The organism is Sphingomonas sp., from assembly GCF_040398505.1.
GTDB lineage: Bacteria > Pseudomonadota > Alphaproteobacteria > Sphingomonadales > Sphingomonadaceae > Sphingomonas.
In genome coordinates this window covers 1-19,742 of record NZ_JBBATX010000048.1, presented here as the reverse complement: position 1 = coordinate 19,742, position 19,742 = coordinate 1, and the positions used below count along the sequence as shown (strand labels likewise).

Genomic DNA, 19,742 nt, shown 5'->3' with positions numbered 1-19,742 from the left:
CGCCGCCCGACCACCGGCCAGACATAGCCCATCGCATCGCCCGGCCGCCCCGCCGCCGCCCAGCGCACAGGGGCGTCCCGCAGAAAGGCGAGATAGTCCGCAGTGTGGACGGCGCGGATCGCCGCATCACCGCGATCCTCGGGTTCCTCCGCGCCGCCGATCGCCCGCAGCACCATTTCCGCACGCGAAGGGGTTTCGGCATGAGCGGAAAAGCCGCCATTGTGGAGTTCAAGCGCGGGTGCATGTGCCAATTGGCGGGCGGAGAAAAAGCGCCGCATCACGCCACCCGCTTCGCCCGCGGGGCAAAGCGCAAAACCAGATAGCCCGTCATTCCCGACAGGATCGAGCCGCACAGCACGCCGAGCTTCACCTTGTCGACCAAGTCTGAGTCGTCCGGAAAGGCCAGTCCGCCGATGAACAGGCTCATCGTGAACCCGATTCCGGCGAGAAGCGCGACACCGTAGATTTGCAGCCAGCTCGCCCCGCCGGGACGCCGCGCAATACCGAGCCGTTCGGCAAGGACGATGCTCCCGAAAATCCCGATCTGCTTGCCCAAAAACAGCCCAAGCGTAATCCCCAGCACCAGCGGCTCGGCAAGCGACGCGAGACTCGTGCCGACCAGCGATACGCCGGCATTGGCAAAGCCGAACAGTGGCACGATCAGAAACGCGACAGTGCCATGCAGCCCATGTTCGAGCCGGTGCAGCGGCGATACGGCCGAATCGGGCGCGCCGGGTGAGGTCGTGATCGGAATCAGAAAAGCGGTCACAACCCCCGCGATCGTCGCGTGTACGCCTGATAGCAAGACGAGGAACCACAGCAGAACGAACCCGGCGAGATAGGGGGCGAGCCGTCGCACGCCGCAGCGATTGAGCGCATACATCCCCGCCGCGACCAACGCTGCGCCAACCAGCGCGAGCAGGTTGATATGGTCGGTATAGGCGACCGCGATGATCGCGACCGCGCCCATGTCATCGACGATCGCGACCGTCGTCAGGAACAGCTTCAGCGCGGGCGGGGCGCGCGACCCGAGCAGCGCCAGCACGCCGATCGCAAAGGCGATGTCGGTCGCCGCCGGAATCGCCCAGCCGCGCACCACCGCCGGATCACCGCCCGCCACCGCGAGATAGATCAAAGCGGGCGCGATCATCCCCGCCGCCGCCGCGATGAACGGCAGCCGCCGCCGCTTCCAGCTCGCGAGTTGCCCGTCGACGAACTCGCGCTTGATCTCCAGCCCGACGAGCAGGAAGAAAATCGCCATCAGCCCGTCATTGATCCACAGATGCACCGTCATCGGCCCGAGCGCCGCGACCAGCACCGGCCCGGTCACGAGATGGAGTAAGCCGAAATAGCCCTCGGCGACATCCGAATTGGCGGCGATCATCGCCAGCACCGCGGCCGCGATCAGCACGATCCCGCCCGATGCTTCCTGGTGCAGGAAGGTGCGGAGCGCCGACCGCACGCGGCGCATCGAGCTTTTCGGGGGCGGGGAATGGGTCATCGCGTGCGACCCTATCGCCGCCGCCGCCAAACGCCACCGAAACCGGTCAGTCGGCCAACGCCTCGGCGATCAGCGCGCGCGTATTGTCGATGCCGTAGAGCGCGATGAAGCTGCCCATGCGTGGCCCTTGCGAAGAACCGAGCAAGGTTTCGTATAGCGCTCCGAACCAGGCGCGTAACGGCTCGAACCCGCTTTCATTGCCGATCGCATAGACAATGTTCTGCAAATCCACCGCCGACGCATCGGCGGGGGCTGCGGCAAGTTCGCGGTCGAGCCGTTCGAGCGCCGCGATCTCGATCCCCACTGGCTTGCGGCGGTGCAGCGTCGGCGCGATGAAATCGCGGTTATAGGCGAGCGCATGGCCGATCAGCGCGTCGAGCTCGCTCGGAATCGCCCCCTCGATATAATTGCTGAGATAGCCACGCACTTGCTCGGCCGTCGCGCCCGCGCCGAGTACGCCGACGAGATTGAGCAGCAAGCCGAAGGTCACCGGCGGCAGGTCCGCGGGCACTGCGCCATCATGGATATGGTGCACGGGATTGCCGAGCTTCTGTTCGACCGGCAGCGCTGCGTAGGTGCCACGGAACTGAAAATAGTCGTCGACCGCGCGCGGGATCACGCCAATGTGCAGCTGCTTGGCCTTTTTCGGCTCGCGATACGCGAAGAAGGACAGGCTCTCCTGCGTGCCGTACTCAAGCCATTGATCGAGCGTCAGGCCATTGCCCTTCGACTTCGAAATCTTCTCGCCCTTCTCATCGAGGAACATTTCGTAGATCAGGCCCTCGGGCGGGCGACCGCCGAGCACGCGGGCGATCTTGCCCGATTGCACGCCGCTGTCGATCAGATCCTTGCCGTACATCTCATAATCGACGCCCAATGCGACCCAGCGCATTGCCCAATCGACCTTCCATTGCAGCTTGGCGTGGCCCCCCAGCACCGATTGCACCAGCACCTCGCCATCGCTGTCGGTGAAGCGGATCGTGCCGGCTTGCGGGTCGACCACTTCGACCGGGACTTGCAGCACGACGCCGGTCTTGGGGCTGATCGGCAGGATCGGCGAATAGGTCGCGGCGCGTTCCTTGCGCAGCGTCGGCAGCATCACCCCCATGATCGCCGCGTAATGGCGCAGCACGCCCTTCAGCGCGTCGTCGAACACGCCGGCTTCATATTGCGAGGCGGAGGAGACGAACTCGTATTCAAAGCCGAAGCGATCGAGAAAATCGCGCAGCATCGCATTGTTGTGCGCGGCAAAGCTTTCGAACTTGCTGAACGGATCGGGAATGCGGCTGAGCGGCTTGCCGAGATGCGTCGCCAGCATCGCCTGATTGGGGACATTGTCCGGCACTTTGCGCAAGCCGTCCATATCGTCGCTGAACTCGATCAGCCGGGTGGGGGCATCGCTCAGCGTCTGAAAGGCGTGGCGCACCATCGTCGTGCGCAGCACTTCGTTGAAGGTGCCGATATGCGGCAGACCCGACGGGCCATAGCCGGTTTCGAAAATGATCGGCGCGCCCTGTCCATCGACGCCGGTTTTGCGGTCGGGATAGCGTTTGAGCAGCTTGCGCGCCTCTTCATACGGCCAGGCCTTGGAATCGAGAGCGGCGGTGCGGAAATCGATGGTCATGCGGAGCGTCTAGCGTGGTGCGGGCGGTTCGTCACGCGCGGGGGTGATACTGGGGCAAGCGGAGTGCGCGCGTCAGGGTGCGACGGTCATGCGGTCGAGCCCGAAATCGCCGTCGGGACAACCGCCGCTGGTCGCCACCGCGACCGGTGCGTTGCGCGCGATATGGAGTCCGAAGCGGTCGAGGCTGCGCGGCACCAGCCGATAGACCAACGCCGTCAGTTCGGGCGGGCCGGCCGAGCGATTGCCGCGATAGAGATACCGCACCGACCCGACCCGCGCCATTTGTTCGCGAAACGCCTCGGAATAATGCGCGGCGTTGACCGCGTCGCGTGCGGCGATCCGGCATGCGCCGCGTGTCCCGAAAAAGATCCAGCTCTGGAAGCGGTGCCGCTCGACGCGCACGGCGAAACCCTGCTCCCGTAACGCGGCGGCGATCGCGGCGTTGGTCTTGCCCGACAGTTCGACTTGCGGGGCCGAGGCAAGCGCATCCTTCACCGCAAGCGACCCGATCGTCGCCAGCACCAACAGGCTGATCCAAGCGCTAAGCGCGACGGGCGAGCGCATCATAGGCTCCGGCACCGATGATCAGCCCGGCCAGCAGCAACCCGGCCCAGCCGAACAGCGTCGCGCCCGTGCCGAGATGCAGCCATTCGAAATCGGCCGGGAACAGCGCGATCGCCGACAGCCGCGCGAGATTGAGCGCGTACATCGCCGCCATTGCCGCCACGCCAATGACGATCAAGCGACGGTCGATCGCCAAATCGAGCAAGGCGACGACACAACTCCACAGCAACAGCGCAAGCGAGATATTGTGGACCGACGAGCACGGCCCGCCAATCACGAACTGTCCGCCGCCGACAAACCCGACAAGGTTTCCCGTCGCACCCGTCCCGACGAGCGCGCCGACGATCTGCCCGTCGGCCGCGAGCACGACCGGGGCGAAGGCGAGGAGGACGATCTTGCCCCAGAGTAGCGTCCCGCTGAGTGCGAGCAAGACCAGCGCAATGCGGCGCGCGCGCCCGTCCTGCGCGGTCAATGCGAGATAGCCACCGAGCAGGAAGACGCCAACCGCCGCGATCCAGGCAGCGGGTAACAGCGCGCACAGCACAATAACGCCGAGCACGATGCCGTCGCCGCGCCGCCATGCCGAAGCGCCGGGTTCAACCGCAATGCGCAGCGCCGCGAACAGGCCGAACCATAACACCGCGCTGACCCCGGCCAGCGACAGGATTACGTCGAGCAAGCCGGTTGCGTGCAGCGACCCAAGGATCGTGTCGGCAAGCGCGTTGATCGCAGCGAACACGCCGACGCCGGCAAAGGCGGCGGCGCGATCAACGGCGAGATTAGTAAGCGGGAAACCGAGCGTTGCGGCCTTTACCGCGCTCAGCGCCCAGCCCGGCGCTTAAGCGCGCGATAGCCGAGGCCGAGCAAGGCGACTGCGCCAAGGCCGACGCCCGCGATCGGGGCAGGGGTGGTCGGGAGGCCCGCAAAAGCAGGACCAGCTTCGGTCAGCAGGATGGCAAAAGCGGCGACGGTGAACGCGTGCGTACGAACCATCATGAAAAACCTCTATTGTGATCGAAGTCCCAGCGTAGCATGCCGGGGGTGGCAAACAAGACGCCCAGTGCGAGGAATTTGAGGTGGAACAAGTCGGCTGGATCTGGGCGGCGGCACTTCTTGCCTGCTTTGCGGTGCTCGCGCTGTGCGAGGTGACGGCGCCGCGGGTGGAGCGCGGGTCTGACGGCGCGTCGGATGCGCGGCTGGTCACCAATTTCGCGTTGGGCATCGTCACGATCGGCCTCGCCAGCGTCCTGCCGATATCGACGCTGGCGGCGGCGGTGTTCGCGCAGAAGATGGGGATCGGGCTTGGCCCGTCGGTCGCCTTGCCGTGGATCGCCGCGTTCGCGCTACTGCTGCCCGCGCGCAGTTTCACCACCTATTGGGTCCACCGGTTCAGCCATGCGATCCCGTGGATCTGGCGGATCCACCGCGTCCACCATGCTGACGCTGCGGTGGATGTATCGACCGCCTTGCGCAACCACCCGCTCGAATTGCTGATCATCGCGCCGGTGGCGGCGACGACGGTGGTGGTGATCGGACCGCCAATTACCGCGGTGCTTGCGGTCGATACGCTGCTGTTTGTGCTGGGCCTGTGGCAGCATGCCGATCTCGCGCTGCCGCCGCGGATCGAGCGCCTGCTCGACGGACTCGTGATCACCCCCGGCTTCCACCGCGCGCATCATGCGCCGGATCGCGCGGCGCACGATCGCAACTATGGCGATCTGGTGCCGCTTTGGGATCGCCTGTTCGGGACGCTGGCCCCGCCTGCCGACCGCACCGCCCGGGTCGGCCTCGACCGGGCGCATCCCGACCGGCTGCTCCAGCAATTGCTCGATCCGGTGCGGCGGTGATGCGTTGCCATTTCGTTCCGTCCGCGCGATAGCCTGGGCGTGACCAACACGCTTTCTTCAGCGCTCCCGTATCCTGCCCTCCCCTATCCCGCCCTCCACGCCAGCCATAGCGGCATCTGGATCGCGGATGAGAGCGGCACGCGGCCGATCGGGCGGGGGGAGGCGATCCGGATTGCGGCGGATACGCCGGTGATCCTGCTCAACGCCGCGCTGATCGGGCAGCGGCTCGGCTATGCCGATCTGTCGGGGCTCGATCTGCTCGAACTCTTCGCCTTCCTGTGCCCGGCGCGCTTCATGGTGCCGACGCCGCGCGGCCTCGCGCGCGCCGCCGGACTCCCCGCCCCGCGCGAGGATGCCGAGGTGGCGCGCTTCCTGCGCGCGGCGGCGGCGGCGTTGCTCGACATGACCGATCCGGCCAGCGACTGGCCCGAGCGCGAGGGCGCGTGGACCGCCGCGCAGTCCTTGTTCCGGTTGCGCTGGACCTGGGCGCCGGTGCTGGCGCAGCGGCTGCGCAAGCCCGAGGTCGCCGAACGCTGGCTCTATTCGAAGCTGCCCGAATGGTCCGAGGGCGCGCCCCGCCCGCCGCCGCGTACGGTCACGCTTGATCCCGAGGAGACGCAGGCACGCCTCGCCGCGCTCACCGGCTCGGCCGCCGAGCAACGCCAGGGTCAGCGCGCCTATGCCCAAGCCGCGCGCGAGGCGTTTGACCCGCGCATGACGGCGGGCGCGCCCAATATGGTGCTGGCCGAGGCGGGGACCGGGATCGGCAAGACGCTCGGCTATCTCGCGCCCGCTTCGCTTTGGGCGGAGAAGGCCGATGGCGCGGTGTGGGTGTCGACCTTTACCAAGGCGTTGCAACGCCAATTGGGCCAGGAAAGCGCGCGGCTCTTCCCCGATCCGGCGGTGCGCCGCGCGAAAGTGGTGACGCGCAAGGGGCGCGAGAATTATCTGTGCCTGTTGAACCTTGAGGATGCGCTGCAAGGCGGGTTCGCCGGGCGCGCGGCCGTGCTCGCGCAACTCGTCGCACGCTGGGCGGCGTATAGCGCGGATGGCGATATGGTCGGGGGCGATTTGCCCGGTTGGCTTACGACCTTGTTCCGCCGCAACGGCGCGACCGCACTGACCGACCGGCGCGGCGAGTGCGTCTATGCCGGCTGCCCGCATTACCGCAAATGCTTCATCGAGCGCGCGGCGCGGGCGAGCGCGGAAGCCGATCTGGTGATCGCCAACCACGCGCTCGTGATGGTCAACGCCGCGCGCGGGCGCGAATCGGCGACGCGGCCGACGCGCTATGTGTTCGACGAGGGGCATCATCTGTTCGATGCCGCCGACGCGATGTTCTCGACTGCGCTGACGGGGACCGAGACGATCGAGCTGCGGCGTTGGGTGATCGGCCCCGAATCGGGCGGGTCCAGAAGCGGTCAGGGGCGGCGGCGGGGCCTCGCCGCACGGCTGTCGGATGTCGCGAGCTATGACGAAGGCGGCGGTCGTGCGATTGCCGATGCGGTGGCGGCAGCGCAGGCGCTTGCCAGCGATGGCTGGTTGCAACGGATCGGCGAAGGCGCGCCGTTCGGGCCGATTGAGGCGCTGCTCGCCGCCGTGCGCGGGCTGACCTATGCCCGCGCCGAGGCGGAAGGGGATGCTGGCTACGGTCTCGAAACCGAGCTGGCCGAACCCGATCCGGCCTTGATCGAGGCAGCGGGGCCGGCGGCGGAGGCGCTCGATGCGCTGGTCCGTCCGCTGGTCGCGCTCGGGCGGCGGCTCGAGGCCGTGCTCGATGAAGCCCCCGACTGGATGGATGGCCCCGCGCGCGCCCGGATCGAGGGCGCGGTCGCCTCTTTGGGATGGCGCGCCGAGACGGTTGCCGCCTGGCTTTCGCTGCTCGCGCGGATCGGTGGCCCGGCCTCGCCCGATTTCGTCGACTGGCTTGCGGTCGACCGAGTCGAGGGGCGCGAATATGATATCGGGCTGCATCGCCACTGGCTCGATCCGACCAGGCCCTTTGCCGAAACGGTGCTCAAGCAAGCGCATGGCGTGCTCGTCACCTCGGCGACGCTGCGTGGCGGCGGCGCGCAGAGCGCGACGGATCAGGGGGGCTGGGACGTGGCCGAGGCACGCACCGGGGCCAACCATCTGCTGCGCGGCGCGAGCCGGTTTGAGGCGGCCTCCCCGTTCGATTATGGCACGCAGGCCGAGGTGCTGATCGTCACCGACGTCAAGCGCGGCGACATGGGCGCGCTCGCCAATGCCTATGCGCGGCTTGGCGTGGCGAGCGGCGGCGGGATGCTCGGGCTGTTCACCGCGATCCGGCGCTTGCGCGGGGTCCATGCGCGGATCGCCGACCGGCTCGCGCGGGAAGGACTGCCGCTCTACGCGCAGCATGTCGATCCGATCGACACCGGTACTTTGGTCGATATCTTCCGCGACGATCCGGCGGCGTCGCTGCTCGGTACCGATGCCTTGCGCGACGGCGTCGATGTGCCGGGCCGCTCGCTGCGGCTGGTCGTGCTGGAGGGCGTGCCCTGGCCCAAACCGACAGTGCTCCACGCCGCGCGGCGGCTGGCGGGCGGGGGCAGCGCCTATGACGATCGCATCGTTCGGGCGCGGCTCGCGCAGGCGTTCGGGCGGCTGATCCGCCGCGCCGACGATCATGGCGCGTTCGTATTGCTCTCCGCCGCGATGCCGTCGCGGCTGCTCAGCGCGTTCCCGCCCGGCGTGCCGATCCGCCGCGTAACGCTCGACGAAGCGGTGGCGCGCGCGTCGGCGCTTCCCTCGCCCGAGCAAATTGGGCATGAGGCGCGCGCGACAGCGGACACGGAGACCAAATCGTGAAGAGGCTCACTTTGCTCCGTCATGCCAAATCGGATTGGGACGACCCGGCACAGCGCGATTTCGACCGCGGCCTCAATGGCCGGGGGAAACGCGCAGCGGTGCTGATCGGCGGCCATTTGCGCAGCGGTGGCGCGGTGTTCGATTCCGTCGTGGCATCGCCCGCGCTGCGCGTGGTCGAAACGCTGGCGCAAGTCGAGCTTGGCTATGGCCGTACGCTGGCACCGGTGTGGGATCGCCGCATCTATCTGGCGTCGGCGGTGACGTTGCTCGATGTCGTGCAGGAGCTGCCGTCCGAGGCGACGCATGTCCTGCTGGTCGGGCATAATCCGGGGCTTGAGGATCTCGCTTTGTGGCTGGTGCCCGAATCGGATGAAGCGCCACGCGTCGCGCTCGAGGCGAAATATCCGACCGCGACGATTGCCGAAATCACGTTCGAGGGGGCGTGGCGCGATCTCGCACCCGGGGCCGCGCGCCTCGCCCGCTTCGTGCGTCCGCGCGATCTCGATCCGACGCTCGGGCCCGACGCGGATTAATCCTTACCCAGCAAGCTCTTCAGCCCGGCCAATGCGCCCGCCGGCTTTGCCTCTTCCTCGCTGATCACGCCCGCCGCACGCAGCGCCGCCGCGGCATTCGGCCCGCGCGGGAAGGGATCGAGCGCCAGCGCCATGGTTTCAGCCGCCGCCTCGCCGAGATCGACCCCGTTTCCGTCATAGGCCATCGTGTCGAGCGCGTCGCTATCGAGTTCGACCTCTTCCTCTGCCGCCGCTTCGCGCTCGGTCACGAAGCGCAGCGCGACTGCCTCGGAGATCGTGCCAGGCAGCGGGTCGTCAGTGACCGAACAGGCCTGAACCACCGCTGCCTCGACGCGACCGCGCGCGATGATTCCGCTGGCGTCGCGCTGCACCGCGAAGGTCGCCTCGAGCCGATCGACCGCGAGCAGGCCGAAGCGCGTCGCCAGCGCCGCACGCTCGGCTTCGGTCGCGGTGATCGTAAGGCTGCGCGCACCGGCACCGATCGTGTCGATTCGCTCGATCCGCGAAAATTCGGGTGCGCTCACGGCATCCGCCCGTCGATCAAAGCGGCGGCGGGCGTCGCAGCAAGCGCATCGCGCAAGGCGAGCAATGCGGCTTGCGTATGCGCGAGCGCTGCGGCGTCCGGCACCACCCCGCGATACAGGTTGCGGCCCAGTGCGGTGCCGAGATCGCCACTGGCTAGCCCGTCGCGATACGCGCCCAGCCGCCCGCCGAGCATCCCCATCATCTTGCCGATATGTTTGCCGACGCCGATGTCGCCAATGCCGCTTTCGCGCAATTGCCCGTCCATGTCGGTGACGAAGCGTTCGGTCAGGCGCGCGCTTGCGGGGCCCGCGCTGGCATCGCCCTCGAGTCGCAGCAGCACCAGCGACAGGATCGCCGCGACCATGTCGAACCGCCCGTCGAGCGTATCGGGAACGCCGCCTGCCTCATACCAATGCGGCGCGCGCGCGGTCGCGATCACGCCGTCATACAATGCCACGGCGAGCTCGTCGCGCTCACGGCCCAAAAGTTTGTCGAACCAGCCCAAAATCCAAATGTCCCCGTCGTATCAGCGCCGCATCACGGTCGCGCCCTTGTTTGGCCGCGTTTCCCGGCATATTGAGGCAGACGGCCCGCGATGCAATGCGCCGTGGCCAGAATCGCGTGTTACGGTTGCGTGCCTTGAACGGAGAGTGTCGATGCGTCTGAAGTCCGTCCGCCAGATGACGGCTGTCGCCCTGCTCGCCGCGGTTGGGCTGGGCGCGAGCGCCTGCGTCCCGCTCCGCTCGCACCAGGGCTATGTCGTCGATCCCGATCTTGTGAACTCGGTCCAGGCGGGCACCGATACGCGCCAGTCGGTGCTCGCCGTGCTCGGCAAGCCGAGTTTCACCTCTGAATTCAACCAGGGTGACTGGTATTACATCTCGCGCGACGCGCGCAATTTCGCGTACAATAATCCGCGCGTGCGCGAGCAAGTGACGCTGCGGATCAGCTTCGACGAACGCGGTGTTGTCTCGGCGGTGCGGCGTTCGGGGGTGGAACAGGTCGCCTCGGTCAGCCCATCGAACAAGACCACGCCGACGCTTGGCAAGAAGCGCAGCTTCTTTGATGAATTGTTCGGCAATATCGGCACGGTCGGCGCGGTGGGCGGCGGTCAGGGCGGCGGCAACAACAATACTGGCGGCGACGGGGCGCCCTAACCTGCGGTCCCGGTCTTCGCGTGATACACTTTGATACAACCCTGACGGCAAGCTGACGCGCGCGTTCGCGTGCCGTTCAGGGCGCAGGCGGCATACGCTTCGACATGGACCGACCCATTGGTCGGCCAGTGATGGAGGATATGATGCGAAAATTCATTGTCACCGCGGTGATGGCGGCAACGCTGATGCCTGTTGCCGCAAGCGCCCAATCGACCGCGGAAGTGCGCCGCGACCGGCAGGATCTTCGCGGCGAACAGCGCGACTTGCGCGATGCGCGCCGTACGGGCGATCGCCGCGACATTCGCGATCAGCGCGAAGACGTCCGCGATGCCCGGGAGGAGCTGCGCGAAGACGTGCGTGACCGCAACCGCGCTTATGGCCGCGACGACTGGCGTGGCTGGCGCGATCGCAATCCCGGCTTCTACGCGCGCGGCAGCTGGAACGCGCCGTTCCGCTATAACGCGTTCCGCACCGGTGTGCGGATTTCGAGCGGTTATTATGGCCCGCGCTACATCATTGCCGATCCGTGGCGCTATCACCTGCGCCGCCCGGCTTATGGTCAGCAGTGGATCCGGCATTATAATGACGTGATCCTGGTCGATACGCGGCGTGGCATCGTGATCGACGTGGTTCGCGGCTTCTACCGCTAAGCGTCAGTATTCGTCACGGGCAGCGGCCGCGTTCCTTTCGGGGAACGCGGCCGCTGGTCGTTTCAGCGGACCGTGAACAGCACTTGATCGACGACGTGCCCGGCGACATCGATCAGGCGCAAGCGGTGGAGGCCCGGTGCGGCGATGATCTGCGGTGCCGAATCGGCCGCGCCAAGGTCGGTCTTGTCGAGCCACAGCCGATGCGCGGTCGCCGCCCCCGATACATCGACCGACAGGCGCTGCCGGTCGGGCGGGATGTCGGGGTCGATCGCATAGACGCTGCCCGACACCGGATTGGTGATGCGCGGGCGGCGCGATTCCGGCGGCGCGAAGGCGATTCGGGCCTGGCCCGTGCCGGTCAGAAAATATTCGGTGCGCGGTTGTTCGATCGCGCCGGAAAAGCTGATCGTCTTGGCCTCGACCCCGGCGGGGCGCGGTGGCGGGCTCCCGCGTTCCGTGGCGTTGAGCGCGAGCATGATGTCGCGCCACACCGGCGCCGCGCCGCTCGCGCCCGACACCGCGCGCATCGAATCGCCTTCGAGATTGCCGACCCACACCGCGACCGTATATTTCTGCGTGAAGCCGATGCACCAATTGTCGCGCATGGCTTTCGATGTTCCGGTCTTCACCGCTGCCCAGAACGGCAAGCGCAGCGCTGAGTCGAGCCCGAAGGTCGCGACGCGGGCATTGGGGTCGGCCATCATATCCGCCACCAGCCACGCCGCCTGCGGGGTGGTGACGGCACGCGCCGCTTCCCTCGGGGCGTCCAGCGTGAGCCGCAGGGGCGACCAGCGCCCGCCTTGCGCGAGGCTGCGATAGGCGTTCGCCTGTTCGAGCAGCGTGACCTCGGCCGATCCCAGCGCGAGCGAATAACCATAATAGGCACCATCCTCGACCAGCCCGCGATAGCCCGAGTCCCACAGGCGATCGCGGAACGGATCGACCCCGACGAGCAGGAGCGTGCGCACGGCGGGGACGTTGAGCGATCCTGCGAGCGCGGTGCGAGCCGACACTGGCCCCTTGAACCCGCGATCGTAATTTTGCGGCACGTACAGGCCCGAAGCGGTGTCGAGCTGAACCGGCGAATCATCGAGGATCGAGGCGGGGGTAAGATAGCCGCGCTCGATCGCCTGCGCATAGAGGAACGGCTTGAGCGTCGAGCCCGCCTGCCGATAGGCGTTCGCACCGTCGACCGAAGCGGCGGTCGAGGCCCCGCCGATGCCGCCGACATAAGCGAGCACGTCGCCGCTCGCATTATCGACCACGATCGCCGCGCCGTCGCGCGCGCGCGCGCCGCCTAGCCCCTGCAATTGCCGCTTGAGCGCGACGATCGCGAGCGTCTGGATCCTCCGATCGAGCGTGGTGGTGATCTTGAGCCCCGGTTTGGTCAGCAACCGATCCGACAGATGTGGCGCGAGGCCGGGGTCGAGCGCCAGGCTGCGCGCCGGGCCGAGCATCGACGCCGCCTCGCCCGCGAAGCGCGCGCAATCGGCCTCGTGGCTGACCGCACAGGCACGCCGCGCGACCGCGGCGGGGTCGGCCTGCGGATCGGGCAGGAGCGCGGCAAGCAGCAGCGCATCGTCGCGCGCGAGTGCATCGGGGGTCTTGCCGAACAGGCCGAGTGCCGCCGCACCGATCCCCTGCGCCTCGCCGCGGAACCCGGCGAGATTGAGATAGGCCTCGAGGATCTGGTCCTTCGACCAGCCCGATTCGAGGCTCCACGCGGCGCGCATCTGGCGGAGTTTGTCCCAGACATGGCGCTTGCCGGGGGCGGCGAGATCGGGCGCGAGAAAGCCGGCGACTTGCATCGACAGCGTGCTCGCGCCGCGCGCGCGCGCGCCCTGCGCCTTGTCGCGCGCGACGCCGGCCAGCGCGAGCCAATCGACGCCGCCATGCGCGAAGAAGCGCTTGTCCTCGACCCCGACGATCGTGCTGCGGGTGACGGGTGAGATTTGGTCGAGCGGGGTCCACCCCAACCGCCGCGCGGTGAAATCGACGCGTGCGCTGTCGATCAGCGCACCGTTTCGGTCGTAAAGCCAGGCTTCGGACGGGTGCCAGACGGCGCGGACGTGCGCGTAGGCGGGGAGCGGCGGGGGGAGCGTGGCGTAGTCGATCGCGATAAAGGCGAGGATGGCGAGCGCGAGGGCGGAAAGGGCCGCGCCTTGGCGGGTGCGGAGCTTTGCCCACGCTGCGGCCGCGCCATCGCCTATTCTGACGTTCAGAGTCTCAAAGCGCGCCCACAACCGAGCTCCACCCCGGCGAAGGCCGGGGCCCAGTTGTGATGCACGACGGAAGAGAGCGCTGCGTTCGATCACTCAACGGCCCGCTACTGGGCCCCGGCCTTCGCCGGGGTGGATAGAGACACTAACGCTGCACCACGGTGACCGGCGCGAGCGGCAGTTGCGCGCGGATCGCGGGCGAATACATCGCCTCGACCCGCGATGGCGGCAGGCTGAAGCGGCCGGCCCCGTTCAAGCGCAGCATGTACGACGCGCTGAACGCCCCGCGCGGGACCCAGCCATAATAAGCGCGCCACGCATCATTCCGCCGTTCGACATAGGCGGGCACCACGCCGACCTGAATGTCCCAGAGCTTGCCATCGGCATCGCGCGCCTCGAACTTGGTGCCCGGCCCGGCAGAAGCCTGACCGCTGAGGATCTGCGATTGCCCGCCCAGATCGCCGATGATCGTCGCGCCCGCCGGGATCGGATCGTTGATCACCACCCAATTGCGCTCGGCACTCGCCTTGACCGTGATCGTCACGCGCACGACGTCGCCGCGCGTGAGCACGCCCTTGGTCCGCGCCTGCACGACCTCGACATTGCGCTGCATCTCATAGCCAGCGAACAGTGCTTTGGTCAGCGGCACCGCGGCCGAGACCGAGACGTTGGCCCACGGCCCTGCGCCCGCGTGCGACAGTTTGAGCGGGGTCAGCATCGTCGGCAGCGCGAAGCTCGCCGAGCGCGCCGTCGTCACCAGCGGCCACGCCTTGCTGATCGTCTGCCCGCCAAGGCGCATCGTGGTCGCGCCCACGATCGCGCTTGCCGGATAGAGTGCCGCAAATTTCTTCGCCGCGATCGTGCCCCAGGCATTGGCGGTGGTCGTGTCCCATCGACCCTTGCTCTGGCGGAGCGCCACGCCGACCATCATCTTCGGCGCATCGTCCTGCCAGCCGGGGCGACCGAGCGTGGCGATCACCGCCTTGATCGAGGCTTCGTCGCCCGACGACATCAGCCACCACGGCTGGTTGCTGCTGTCCGACAGATCGAGCCGCGTGCCTTCATAGACCAGCCGCGTGCGCAGCGTGGCGGCCGCCGCCGTCTTCAATGCCGGGCCGTTGGCCAGACCCGAGAGATGGTCGAGCGACACGATATAATCGGCGAGCAACGCGGTCGGAATTTCCTTGGGCGTCATGCTCAATTGCCCGAGCATCGCCGGTGTCGCCGCATTGGCGCGCGCCAATGCGTTGAAGGCATAAACGCGCTGGAGCCGGACATCGCCATAGTCCTCGTGGCGCAAACGCCCGTCGAGTACGGCCTTGAGCCCCTCGATCATTTTCGCGCGTGGCCCCTCAGGGATCGTCAGCCCGGCATCCGCGGTCATCGCCAGCACATACGCGGTCAGCGCTTCCGATCCGGTCAAACTGCCCGAGGGCCAGTAGCGCAGCAGCCCGTCATCCGCCTGATAGGCCGGAATTTCGCCTGCAAGCGCTTGCCACTGCGCGGCATCGCCCAAGGCAACCGCGCGCGACAGCCGCTGTTCGAAGCAATCGTACGGGTAGGCCGCCATGAACGCGCGCACCCCTTCGAGCGGCGGGGCGAGCGTATCGTCGAGCCGGATATCGACCGTCCCGCGGCCCGCAATCGCCCCCATTGGCGGCTGGATCGGGATCGACGTGTCGGCGCCGATGCGCGCCAGCGTGCCCGCCCAGACTTCGACCGGGTAGAGCGGCTGGACCGACTGATCGGTGGTGATCTGATCGACCGCCTTGCCGTCCGAAGACTTGGCGCTGACGTGCCAGCGTAGCGACGCGAGATTGGCGGGCGCGGTCAGATTCCACGCGACCGGCACCGCGCCGCCCGCCGGGATCGTGACGGTCAGCGGCTTGCCTTGTGCAATCGCCGGGGTGACGTCGACCTGCGCGGTCACCGTCATCGGCTTGTCCGATCCGTTGCGCAGCGTGAAGCCGGCGGCATAGAAATCGCCGGTTCGCACCACCGGCGGCAGTCCGGCAAAGATCGACAGATCCTGCGCGGTGCGCACGCTTGCCATGCCGGTGCCGTAGAGCTGCGCGCCATCGGTGGCGATCGCGACGAGCTTGAACGAGGTCAGCGCGTCGGACAAAGCGACCGGAATGCGCGCATGGCCATTGGCATCGAGCGCGACATGGCCCTGCCACAGGATGACGGGTTTGAAATTCTCGCGGTTGAGGCCCGATCCGTCGGCCGCACCACCGCCGTCACCGCCGATTTCGACGGCTTTCTTGCCATAATGCCGCTTGCCGACGACTTGCGTCTGCGCGGTCGAAGTGATGACCGACAAGGGCCGCTCGCCCATGAGCGCGGTCAGCACGTCCCAGCTATCGTTGGGCGCGAGCTGCAACAGCGCTTCGTCGACCGCGGCAAAGGCGAGATCGGCGCTACGCGCGGGTTTCCCGTCGGGCGTCTTCACCGCCACATCGACTTGCGCCACGTCGCGCGCGGCATAGCGCGCGCGGTCGACCTTGATCGCGACATTCAACTGATGCGCTTCCCAGCCGACCTTTACCTTGGCGATGCCGATGCGGTAGCTCGGCTTGGCGAGATCGACCAAAGCGGTTGGCTCCTGCCCCTCGGGCGGATCGCTCGCGAGGCCGACGCTGCGCGCGACGCCGTGCAGCCACGTCCAGAAACCGTTTTCGGTGCGCCCGCGCACGACCATGACCGAGACGAACACGTCGGGTGCGTAAGACCCCGGCATCTTGACCTCGACCACCGGATCGGTGCCGCTGAGTTCGGTGACGTACGACGCCAGCACGCCCTCGCGTTCGACCGTGACCAAAGCGGTCGCCTGACGGAACGGCATCCGCACCTGGAAGCGCGCGGTGTCGCCGGCTTTGTACGATTGCTGCTCGGCGATCACGTCCATGCGGTCGCCATTGTCGCCGCCGAACCACCAATCGTCCTTGCCCGCCAGCCACACGCTTTGCGTCGCGCGCGCTTCGTTGCCGTTGGCGTCCTTGGTCGTCGCCACCGCATAGACTTCGCCCGAAATGCCGGGGTCGAGCTTGCAGGTTGCCAGCCCCTGCGCATCGGTCGTGGCCGAGCAGGTCTGCGCGAGCTTGGTCGTCTTCATGCGATTGTCATACGCATAGAAGCCGCCGATCAGCCGCCGCCGCGCGGTGAGGATCTGGCGGCTGTAGAGCGCGACCGAGATCGCTTGATTGGCGATCGGCTTGCCATTGGTATCGAGCGCGACAAAGCGCAGCCGCAGATCGTCCTGCTTCATCAGCCAGCCATCGGTCTTAACCCCCAATTGCACGCCGCTGGCATAGATCGGGATGCGCCTGGAGGCGGTCAGCACTTCGCCATTGGCATCCTGATAATCCATCTCGACCAGCATGTCGGTCGTGCCATCGAGGCTTCGCGGGATGCTCAGCGTCTGCTTCGCGGTGCCGTCGCCGCCCAAAGTCGCGGGCAGCATTTGCGTCGGCGGCAGCGGGGTCTGCTCCTCTTCGCCATCGCCGTTGAGCGCGCGCGTCCCCTCGGCGATCGCCTTGCCGCCAAAGCTATAGCCGTCATAGCCGTCGGGCGTAGAATCATGCCCGAAATAGCCGACGCGCAGATCGACCGCGAGGTTCGACGCACCCCCGCCCGAGAGATACCCTACGAACAGGTCGAGCGGCAGCGTCGTCGGGCGGATTACCGCTTCCTTCGGCCCGGTCACGCTCGCGCGCATCGTCGGCAGCTTGAATTCGTCGACCTTGAAGCTTTGCCCGGTCTCGATCCGGCGATCGCCCGCGATCACCGAGAGATCGTAATCGCCCATCGGCGCGCCGGCCGGTGCGGTCCATTCATTGCTGCCGATGCCGTTCGCATCGATGCTGAGCGGCAGATCGAATTGCGTGTCGGATCCGCGATGCTGTAGCCGGAGCGTGCCGCTGACCGCCGGGGCCAGACCGAACCCTGCGCCGACCGAGATGCGCAGGATGTGCTTCATATGCACCGTCTCGCCCTGGCGGATCAGCGCGGTGTCGAACACGGTATGGAGCGTCTCGCCGCGCGCCGAGTAGCCATAGGGCAAGTCGAAATCGTAGGGGCGGATGCCTTCGCCCCATTCGGTCAGCGTGAAGCTGAAATCGTCGCCGACGCGTGCCGAGATCATCAGCGGCGCTTGACCATATTTGCAATCGCCATAGGTTTCGGGCGCGGGCAGGCCGGGGGGCGCATAGACCGCGCCGCTCTTGTCGGTCGTGCCGTGCGCGAGGCTTGCGCCGGTGCAGCTGTCGGTGATGCGCACCGCCGCGCCTGCGACGGGCTTGCCGGTATCGAGCGCCGTCACCCAGGCGAGGCTCTTCTCGCGGCCCCATTTGAAATGCACCGCCATGTTGGTGACGAGCGCGGCGGCGGCGACATAGCGCGGCGCTTTGCGCCCGAGCAGCGCTTGGCCGAGCACCGGACTCGCCAGTTCGACGACGTAGAAGCCGGGCTTGCCGCCGCCGAGCGGCATCCCGACGACTTCGAAATCCTTGCCCTTGCCGGGCAGCCCGACCCTGAACGCGGCACCCTGTTTGCCGAGGATCGAAGTCGCGCCGGTATCGTTGATCGTCACCGATTCCTTGCCGCGCTTTTCCTCATGGCTGTCATTCTGCCCGGCCTTGTCGACGATGCGCAGCCAGTCGGCGATCTTGCCGTCGGTGGCATCGACGCGGAACGCTTGGCCGGCGATCGTGAGGTTCTGGCCCTGCAGCGCCGGTTCGACGTTGCGCACCGTCACCGGCAGCACGCCACCCTGCTTCGCTTCGAGAATGCCGAAGCTCGCGGCGAACTTCACCAGCGGCGGCGCGGCGCCGAAGCGAACATCGAGCGGGAAGCGCGCAGCGTTGGACAGCGGCCGCCCGCTTTCGTCCTTCACGTCCGCAGGCAGTGTGAGCTTGCCGGTCTGCGCCTCGGGCAGTGGAGCCTTGAAGCCGACCGCGGAAACAGTGGCGTTGGTCTTGGCATCACCCCGCGCGTCGTTTTCCTGGTCGAGGATCGTCGGGGTCAGCAGCTTGCCGTCGGCGGTCTGGATGCGGATTTGCTTGGCGAGCTCGGTAGCGATCGGCGCGGAGAAGCGCACCCACGCCTTTTCGACCGGGTTGCAGCCCGCGGCGGCATTGACGCGGCTGCATTCGAACTTGGCGGTGAAGGGCTGGCGCACGGTGTAATCGAAGCGCTGGTCGGTGCCTGCGGTCTTGCCGCCTGCGCCTGCAATGTTCGCGCCCCACACCAGCGCCATGTCGGTGCCGGGCGGCAACGGGCGGCGGCATTTGAGGGCAGTCACCCCGGCATAGGCCTTGGCGCGGTCGGCGGGGGCGGGGATTGCCGCGGGCAAGCCGCCGCTTTCGAGGAAGCTGCGCACGCTCCAGCTGTCGGTGCCGAGTTCGCCGAGGATCTTCCCCGGCAGATCGGCGCTAAGCACATCGACCGGGATCTTCTCGCCAATCCCCTTGACCGCGCAATAAGCGTTGGCCGCGACCGAGGCCGGAGTGGCGGGGAGATTGGCCGCGACGAGGAAGACCTGATCTTCCTCGATTTCGCTCGACTCCTCGCCGGGCAGAACCGCGCGCGCGACCGGGCCGCCGGCATCGACGGTGAATTCGCGCTGTCCGGTCGCGGCATAGCCGCTGACGCTCTTCAACCCGTCGCGCAGTTTGAATTTGCACACCGTGCCGCCGGGCAAGCCGCTGGCGAAATCATAGACGAAGGTCTGCGGATCGACCCAGCGACCCTGTCCGCCGACGTCGCAGCTGACGTCGAACGGCGATGCTGCGCGCGGATCGCCGAGCGGGACCATTGGCTGGTTGAAGCGCGTCGTGAAACGTTCGATCGCGCCGTCCCCAATACCGGGCGTGGCAAGGACGACTTGGGGGCTCGAATCGCCGAAGGCGGCGATCGGTGCGATGGCAAGGGCAAGCAATGCGAATCGGTACGCCAGCTTCATCATGCCCTCCCGGGAGCGTCGGTTTTAGCCTTATACCGCGATGAACCGTGCCAGTATAGCGACGAATGGAGTATTTCGTCGCAGATTTGCCCGATCGCCACGGATGGTAAAGACTGTTTAGATCGACTCGGGGGAGCGGTCGAGGGGAGCGCGTCCGGTGGGGGCAGATTGGGCTTTGGCGGCGCTCGATGCGCTCACGCACGAGACGATGCTGTTCGCCGCCATTGGCTTTCTGCTTGGCGGGCTGGATGATCTGGCGGTCGATCTGACGTGGTGCTGGACCGCGCGGAGACGGCGGGCGCGGGCCGTCCCCGCTTTGCTGGATCGC

At 67.4% G+C, this 19,742-nt stretch carries 14 protein-coding genes and 1 pseudogene; 5 read left to right on the top strand and 10 right to left on the bottom strand.

The annotated features are described in order from the left end of the window. From ABWP09_RS07990 to ABWP09_RS07965, 6 genes and pseudogenes are all read right to left on the bottom strand, one after another. Window positions 1–278: pseudogene (locus ABWP09_RS07990) on the bottom strand (histone deacetylase family protein); the annotation flags it as partial. Further along, on the bottom strand, window positions 278–1,501 hold the full coding sequence (gene nhaA / locus ABWP09_RS07985; RefSeq protein ID WP_353204614.1) for a Na+/H+ antiporter NhaA: 1,224 nt from the start codon (window positions 1,499–1,501) through the stop codon (window positions 278–280). The gene nhaA and the pseudogene ABWP09_RS07990, both read right to left, overlap by 1 nt. A 46-nt stretch (window positions 1,502–1,547) precedes the next feature. Further along, window positions 1,548–3,125 (bottom strand): lysine--tRNA ligase, encoded by a 1,578-nt coding sequence (locus ABWP09_RS07980; RefSeq protein ID WP_353204613.1) that lies wholly within the window; start codon window positions 3,123–3,125, stop codon window positions 1,548–1,550. 72 nt (window positions 3,126–3,197) lie between these two features. Further along, window positions 3,198–3,689: a hypothetical protein gene (locus ABWP09_RS07975; RefSeq protein ID WP_353204612.1), complete on the bottom strand. Its 492-nt coding sequence runs from the start codon at window positions 3,687–3,689 to the stop codon at window positions 3,198–3,200. Beyond that, a complete protein-coding gene (locus ABWP09_RS07970; protein ID WP_353204611.1) occupies window positions 3,667–4,428 on the bottom strand; it encodes a hypothetical protein in 762 nt (253 codons plus the stop codon). Before ABWP09_RS07970 ends, ABWP09_RS07975 begins: the two co-directional genes overlap by 23 nt. A gap of 80 nt (window positions 4,429–4,508) precedes the next feature. After that, window positions 4,509–4,685 carry a hypothetical protein gene (locus ABWP09_RS07965; protein WP_353204610.1) on the bottom strand — a complete coding sequence of 59 codons (177 nt, stop codon included), beginning with the start codon at window positions 4,683–4,685 and terminating at the stop codon, window positions 4,509–4,511. Window positions 4,686–4,765: 80 nt separating this feature from the next. On the opposite strand from ABWP09_RS07965, the gene ABWP09_RS07960 reads away from it, so the two are divergent. Genes ABWP09_RS07960 through ABWP09_RS07950 form a run of 3 tightly spaced genes read left to right on the top strand, consistent with a single transcriptional unit; the run spans window position 4,766 to window position 8,901 of the window. Then, window positions 4,766–5,536 (top strand): sterol desaturase family protein, encoded by a 771-nt coding sequence (locus tag ABWP09_RS07960; RefSeq protein ID WP_353204609.1) that lies wholly within the window; start codon window positions 4,766–4,768, stop codon window positions 5,534–5,536. Window positions 5,537–5,575: 39 nt separating this feature from the next. Then, window positions 5,576–8,368 carry an ATP-dependent DNA helicase gene (locus ABWP09_RS07955; protein WP_353204608.1) on the top strand — a complete coding sequence of 931 codons (2,793 nt, stop codon included), beginning with the start codon at window positions 5,576–5,578 and terminating at the stop codon, window positions 8,366–8,368. Then, window positions 8,365–8,901 (top strand): SixA phosphatase family protein, encoded by a 537-nt coding sequence (locus ABWP09_RS07950; RefSeq protein ID WP_353204607.1) that lies wholly within the window; start codon window positions 8,365–8,367, stop codon window positions 8,899–8,901. Before ABWP09_RS07955 ends, ABWP09_RS07950 begins: the two co-directional genes overlap by 4 nt. On the opposite strand, the gene ABWP09_RS07945 is transcribed toward ABWP09_RS07950, so the two are convergent. Both ABWP09_RS07945 and ABWP09_RS07940 read right to left on the bottom strand, forming a co-directional pair. Then, window positions 8,898–9,425 carry a YceD family protein gene (locus tag ABWP09_RS07945; RefSeq protein ID WP_353204606.1) on the bottom strand — a complete coding sequence of 176 codons (528 nt, stop codon included), beginning with the start codon at window positions 9,423–9,425 and terminating at the stop codon, window positions 8,898–8,900. The genes ABWP09_RS07950 and ABWP09_RS07945 overlap by 4 nt on opposite strands. Then, on the bottom strand, window positions 9,422–9,931 hold the full coding sequence (locus ABWP09_RS07940; RefSeq protein WP_502959778.1) for a ubiquinol-cytochrome C chaperone family protein: 510 nt from the start codon (window positions 9,929–9,931) through the stop codon (window positions 9,422–9,424). Before ABWP09_RS07940 ends, ABWP09_RS07945 begins: the two co-directional genes overlap by 4 nt. Before the next feature lie 151 nt (window positions 9,932–10,082). Here ABWP09_RS07940 and ABWP09_RS07935 point away from each other — a divergent pair, with 151 nt between their 5' ends. Continuing rightward, window positions 10,083–10,583, top strand: a complete 501-nt coding sequence (locus ABWP09_RS07935) for an outer membrane protein assembly factor BamE (protein ID WP_353204604.1) — start codon at window positions 10,083–10,085, stop codon at window positions 10,581–10,583. Between the two features lie 143 nt (window positions 10,584–10,726). After that, window positions 10,727–11,233 (top strand): RcnB family protein, encoded by a 507-nt coding sequence (locus ABWP09_RS07930; protein WP_353204603.1) that lies wholly within the window; start codon window positions 10,727–10,729, stop codon window positions 11,231–11,233. Between the two features lie 62 nt (window positions 11,234–11,295). On the opposite strand, the gene pbpC is transcribed toward ABWP09_RS07930, so the two are convergent. Further along, a complete protein-coding gene (pbpC, locus tag ABWP09_RS07925; RefSeq protein WP_353204615.1) occupies window positions 11,296–13,365 on the bottom strand; it encodes a penicillin-binding protein 1C in 2,070 nt (689 codons plus the stop codon). 232 nt (window positions 13,366–13,597) lie between these two features. Further along, window positions 13,598–19,414: an alpha-2-macroglobulin family protein gene (locus tag ABWP09_RS07920; RefSeq protein WP_353204602.1), complete on the bottom strand. Its 5,817-nt coding sequence runs from the start codon at window positions 19,412–19,414 to the stop codon at window positions 13,598–13,600. Window positions 19,415–19,742 lie beyond the last annotated feature (328 nt).